This window comes from Bifidobacterium imperatoris (assembly GCF_002860405.1).
Taxonomy (GTDB): Bacteria; Actinomycetota; Actinomycetes; order Actinomycetales; family Bifidobacteriaceae; genus Bifidobacterium; species Bifidobacterium imperatoris.
Genome location: NZ_NMWV01000039.1, coordinates 1 through 6144 on the forward strand (window position 1 = coordinate 1; position 6144 = coordinate 6144).

General features: G+C 57.2%; 3 protein-coding genes. 1 reads left to right on the top strand and 2 read right to left on the bottom strand.

What is annotated here, in order from left to right; genetic code table 11:
* Positions 1–406 precede the first annotated feature (406 nt).
* A complete protein-coding gene (locus Tam1G_RS10840; protein WP_242689685.1) occupies positions 407–3445 on the top strand; it encodes a cation-translocating P-type ATPase in 3039 nt (1012 codons plus the stop codon).
* A 109-nt stretch (positions 3446–3554) separates the two neighbouring features.
* On the opposite strand, the gene Tam1G_RS10845 is transcribed toward Tam1G_RS10840, so the two are convergent.
* Both Tam1G_RS10845 and dcd read right to left on the bottom strand, forming a co-directional pair.
* The gene (locus tag Tam1G_RS10845; protein WP_033889469.1) at positions 3555–5147 is read right to left on the bottom strand and encodes an FIVAR domain-containing protein; all 1593 of its coding nucleotides are present in this window, start codon (positions 5145–5147) and stop codon (positions 3555–3557) included.
* A gap of 106 nt (positions 5148–5253) precedes the next feature.
* The gene (dcd, locus tag Tam1G_RS10850; protein WP_033889470.1) at positions 5254–5835 is read right to left on the bottom strand and encodes a dCTP deaminase; all 582 of its coding nucleotides are present in this window, start codon (positions 5833–5835) and stop codon (positions 5254–5256) included.
* Between the last annotated feature and the right edge of the window lie 309 nt (positions 5836–6144).

The following is a 6144-nucleotide window of genomic DNA, read 5'->3' on the forward strand; positions in this document are numbered from 1 at the left end:
GAGTCTGCGTCTCGCGGTGCTCCTGCCGATTCCCAGCACGGAGCACATCTCATCGAGGATGCGTCCCTTGTCCTTCTTCGACGCCTTCATGTATTCATCCCTGAATCTCAGGGTGACCTGCCGCTTCGTCGCCATGCTGATCCTGTCTTCCATAAGACAAGCCAAACAGGACCGATACCGTTCGCGCTCATTCCCGATGAGGCACCACCACACCCTACGCGCTCAAAAAACGTGAGGCACGTCGGTACGCCGACCAATCCACGGCACTATGCAATAATGGCAAAGTATGCATCGGCAGCAGTTGCGTCGGTGCCCACAACCGCGCAGTTCTACGGGCAGCTGGGGGAGATAACCCGGTGGTGATAGGTAGGGCTGACTACTCCGCGGCAATACCAAGGAGAACATCATGGTTGATCGCCAGAATGATCAATCCGCCAACGCTGCGACCGCAACGGAAGAGGTCGCGCTGAATACCGCGCAATCGGTGCAATCTGTGCAGGATCAAGCGGTGGAATCAGAAGAAGTCCGCGCCCAAGAGGCGTTATTGGGGGATACCGACCCCAGTTTGACCAGTGCCGAAGACGTGGCCAAAGCCTTGAACGTCGACCCAAGCCGGGGCTTAAGTGATGAAGAAGCCAAGCGTCGACTGGCCAAATTCGGTCCGAATGAGCTGGCCAGTGCGCCGCCAGTGCCGAAGTGGAAGAAGTTCCTAGCCCAGTTCCAAGATCCGCTGGTGTATTTGCTGCTCGCAGCAACTGTAATCTCGGTTATCGCTTGGTTTATTGAAAAAGCCAATGCTGTACCGGGTGCTGAAGGGGGAGAGGCACTCCCGTTCGATGCTCTGGTTATCGTCCTGATTCTGATTGTTAACGCTGTGCTCGGCTATATGCAGGAAGCCAAAGCCGAGGCGGCAGTAGAGGCACTTGCCCAAATGACTGCGCCGCAGACGTCAGTGCTGCGTGACGGCAAGGTTCAGCGTATTAATACCACGGACGTTGTGCCAGGCGACATTATCGTCCTCGCTGAGGGTGATTCGGTATCCGCCGATGGCCGCTTGGTCAATGCAGCCAGCCTGCGCATCGCCGAAGCCAGCCTGACCGGCGAATCAGTGCCGGTCGGCAAGAAGCCGGATACGCTGGCCGAAGCCAAAGCTCTGGGCGACCGCGCCAATATGATTTTCAACGGTACTTCGGTGACCCAGGGTACCGGCCGCGCGATTGTGACCGGCACCGGCATGAACACGCAGGTCGGCAAGATTGCAGACATGCTCTCCGCCACTGAAGACGAGAAAACCCCGCTGCAGAAGGAAATGGACTACGTTTCCAAGATCCTCGGTATTGCAGTGTGCATTATCGCCGTAGTGGTACTGGTGGCGCTCGCTGTACTGGAAGGCTTCAATGACATTCATGATGTGATTGATTCCCTCCTGCTTGCCGTTTCCCTGGCTGTTGCTGCCGTGCCGGAAGGCTTGGCTGCGATTCTGACCGTAGTGCTGGCGCTCGGCGTGCAGCGTATGGCCGCGCACAACGCCATCGTCAAGAAGCTGCATTCAGTGGAAACGCTCGGCTCCGCATCCGTGATTTGCTCGGATAAAACCGGTACGTTGACCCGTAACGAAATGACCGTGGAACGTGTGGTCACGCCTAGCGGCGAAGTGCAGATTACCGGCACGGGGTACGCGCCTGAAGGCCGTATGGTGATGACAGGCGGCATCGACCCGCAATCCGAACAGGCCAAAACCGTGGCCGATGAAGTTGTGGCTACTTTGCTTGCCGGCACGCTGGCAAACGATGGTGAACTGCGCCAAGATGCCAACGGCCGTTGGGAGACGGTTGGCGATCCTACTGAAGTGTCCCTGATTGTGGCCGCCCGCAAGGTCAAGGCCGATCACAAGGCACAGCGTTACACGCGCGTTGGTGAAATCCCGTTTACCTCCGAGCGCAAGCGCATGTCCATCATCGCCAAGGACGACACCGATTCCGGCAAGCTCACCGTATTCGCCAAGGGTGCTCCCGACGTGCTGCTGAGCTACTGCTCCCGTATTCGCGTGGGCGGTCAGGTCAGGAAGCTCACCGAAGGCGACCGCCAGACCATCCTGTCCACCGTCGAACGCCTCTCCTCTGAGGCATACCGCACGCTCGGTGAGGCATGCCGCCCGCTCGAAACCAGCTCACTGGCTGACGTGCCTGGCGTCGCCGTCAATGCGGCCGGCCAGGTGGCCGATATCGCTGACCAGGCGGAAACGCTCGAAACCGACCTGATCTGGAACGGTATGGTTGGCATTATCGATCCGCCGCGCACCGAAGTCCGCGATTCCGTGGCCGAAGCGCATCGTGCCGGCATCCGCACGGTAATGATTACCGGCGATCACCCGCTGACCGCAGCCCGTATCGCTTCCGACCTTGGCATTATCGCCAAGGATGGTAAGGCGCTTACCGGTGACCAACTTGACGAGCTGAAGAGCGAAGCCGAGTTTGATAAGGCTACCGCAGACGTTTCCGTCTATGCGCGCGTGGCTCCCGAGCACAAGCTCAAGATTGTGGAATCCCTGCAGCGCCAAGGCAACATCGTGGCCATGACCGGCGACGGTGTAAACGATGCTCCGGCAGTCAAATCCGCAGATATCGGTGTGGCCATGGGCATTACCGGTACTGAAGTGACCAAGCAGAGCGCCAAGATGATTCTGGCGGATGACAATTTCTCCACCATTGTGGCTGCCGTACGCGAAGGTCGCGTGATCTTCGATAACATCCGCAAGTTCCTGCGCTACCTGCTGAGCTCCAACGTGGGAGAAGTGTTTACAGTGTTCCTCGGTGTGGTGCTGGCCGGCTTCCTCGGCATCCGCCAGCCGGAAACCGTAGGCGTCACCGTGCCGCTGCTCGCCACGCAGTTGCTATGGATCAACCTGCTCACTGATGCTGCCCCGGCGCTCGCTATGGGTGTGGATCCGCAGACTGAAGATGTGATGGGCCGCAAGCCTCGTAAGATTACCGATCGTGTGATCGACGCTTCAATGTGGGGCGACATCATCTACATCGGCATCATCATGGCCATCGTGACGCTTATCGGCATGGATATGCACTTGGCAGGCGGCCTGTTCACCGACCGCTCGGTGGAGGCAATCGGCCACGAGGCACAGATGACTGAGGCTCGCACAATGGGCTTCACGATCTTGGTGTTCGCTCAGCTGTTCAACGCACTGGCTTCCCGCTCCCACTTGCAGTCCGCGTTCGTGGGACTGTTCTCCAACAAGTGGCTGTGGGGTGCCATCGGACTCTCGGTTGTGTTGCAGCTTGTGGTGATTTACGTGCCGTTCCTCAATTCCGCGTTCGGCACCACGCCGCTCGGCCCTCTGGCTTGGGTGGAGTGCATCGGCCTGGCAGCTATCGTGCTGATTGCCTCCGAACTGCGCAAGCTTGTGCTGCGTGCTATGGCAAAGAAGTAAAAGCGCACAGAGCAGCAATTGCAGCTGTGAATTGAAGCTGCGCAGTAAGTAAATAAGAAGGTCGGATGGAGATGATCCATCCGACCTTCTGCTATATGACGTGAGCTAGTCAGTCGCTCTCAGGTGTAGCGCTGCCAGTGTCGGTGCTACCGCTATCGCCACCAGTGTTCGGAGTCGGCTGTTGCAGTTGCTGCTGAGCTTCTTCCTGTGCCTTCTTTTCAGCCTCTTCCTGCGCTTGCTTATCGGCATCAGCCTTTTGCTTGGACTGCATGGAAGCATTCACATCAGACTCGGCCTTTTGCAGTGCGGAAATCGCATTATCCACATCTGCATCAGACGGATTCGAGCTGTTCGCAATGGTATTGGCATTGGTGATGGCGGTTTGCAAAGCAGTTCGAGTGCTTTCATCCGCAACATTGCCGGCAGAGTTGTTCAAGGTGCTTTGCGCCTGAGCAATGGCCGAGCTGAGCTTGGACTTCTTCGAATTGGTATCAGCGGTTTTCTCGGAAGCATTAACAGCCTTGATACCGCTGTTAATAGCATCGGTCTGATCAGTCACCGTGCTGATCTGATCCTGCATATCCTTAACCTGCTGCTTGAGCTTATCTGCGGACAGAGAAGCATCGCAGCTGGCGGTATCTTCAGGGTTCTGTCCCTTTTCTACTGCCGCGTTCAGGGAATCAATCGTGGTGCTATCCGCAACCTTGCCCTTGGAAACCTGAACAGTGGTTTGACCCTTGGAGACTGCGGTTGCCAACTTCTTCTTAGCAGCATCGTATTGCTTAGCCGCAGCCTTGCATTCCACCAAAGCGGCAGCTTGACTCACCTTGCTGCTGTTGGAGTGCCACCAGAACAGCCCGCCGCCAATCAATGCAATCACCAGAACTACCACGCCGGCAATAATGGCAATCTTGCGGGTATCCTGCTTATTCTCACCGCCGTTATGACGTCCGGCTTTGTTGCCATCGCCGGAGTCGTCCTCATCCGCGAATTCTTCCAGTGGGGAGATTGTCGGAGGCAGCGGCTGTGCCGGCTCCTCCTCGAGTCCTGCTAGCTTCACCGGAGCATTAGCGACCGGCTGGAATACCTGCGTGGCTTCCTCATCAGCCGGGGTCTCTGCGGACAGTGGAACTGCAGGAGTCTGATTCAAGGCAGTGTATGCCTGTGTGGCCTCAGTCTGAGCAGCGGTACTGAACGGTGAAGTTGCAGCGGGAGTTTGGGCCGGCTGGAATACCTGCGTAGCGCCCTCGTCGGCTGCCGGATTAGTGGGCTGCGGCGTGTAAGACATCGCCTGAGTCGGGGCTGCCGGGGCCACTGGTGCAGTCGCTGGCGTTGCAGCAGCCGGTGTGACGGCTGGAGCAGCTGGTGTGACGGCTGGTGCAGCTGGAGCGACCGGGCGGAAGCTTTGCGTGGCCTGATCCCATACATACTGCTGTTGGCCGGGAGCCGCGGTTACTGGCTGGGCCGCAGCTGGAGCAGCCGGCTGCGTGTATGCCACAGGCTGCGTAGGCTGCACTGGTGCGGGAACCGTAGGCTGCGTTTGCGGGAACGGGTTAAACGCCTGAGTTTCCTGGCCTGCGGTAGCAGAAGTGGCAGGTTGCGTCGGCTGTTCTGCTTGTGTGGGGAGCGGCGGTACTACCGGCTTGATCGGTTCACTGTTGTTCTGGAAGTCGAACTGAAAACCACCATCACTGTTGGTCATTACATCTCCTTGACGTGCGAACAAAGTACCGGCGCACGAGCCGGTGAATAATCGTCAGATGGACTGCAGCCACCTGCCTGGGATAAGCGAGTGAGCGGTTTCAGTCTCAGTCGTCGATATGTGCTCGATAGAAGTTTTCGTAGGAACGGCTTGGCGTGGGGCCGCGCTGACCCTGATAATGCGAGCCGGTGCTTGCAGAGCCATATGGATGCTCAGCCGGAGAGCTCAACTGGAAGAAGCACATCTGGCCAATCTTCATGCCCGGCCACAGCTTGACCGGCAACGTGGAAACATTGGAAAGTTCCAGCGTGATATGGCCTTCGAATCCAGGATCAATGAAGCCTGCGGTCGAGTGGGTCAAAATACCCAAGCGGCCCAGCGAGCTCTTGCCCTCCAAACGAGCAGCAATGGTTGGGTCCAGCTTCACATACTCCCAAGTGGAACCCAACGCGAATTCACCGGGATGCAGAATCCACGGCTCATCAGGACCCACTTCGAATTGCTCGGTCAGCGCGCCCTGGTTCTCTGCCGGATCAACATAGGTGTAGGCATGATTATTGAACAAACGGAAATACCGATCCAGCCTCACGTCGATGGAAGCAGGCTGCACCATTTCGGGGGTCCACGGTTCGAGTGAAATATGGCCAGCGGACTGTGCGGCGATAATATCGCGGTCGGACAGCAGCATAGAAACTCCTTGAATTACAGTATTGTCCCCAAGTTTAGCGCCCAGTGCGGAAACAATAGAGAAAAGGCCGGGGACCTGAGACCTCGTTAGCTTAAAAATTTTCAGGTTATTCTCAGAAAACCCCAGCATTAAACACAGAATCTGATGGTTATATAAGACATGTCAGCGGAAAGCTGAACAGGAACAGCAGCAGTTCCCGATAATTGAACCCCTTTCTTCTTCTCTCTCTCCTTTCTCTCCCCGGCGGCCCGCACCGCCGGGGTTCTTTTTTATTCATGTGCCTGTGGAAGTGGCTTCCCCTTATCCGGT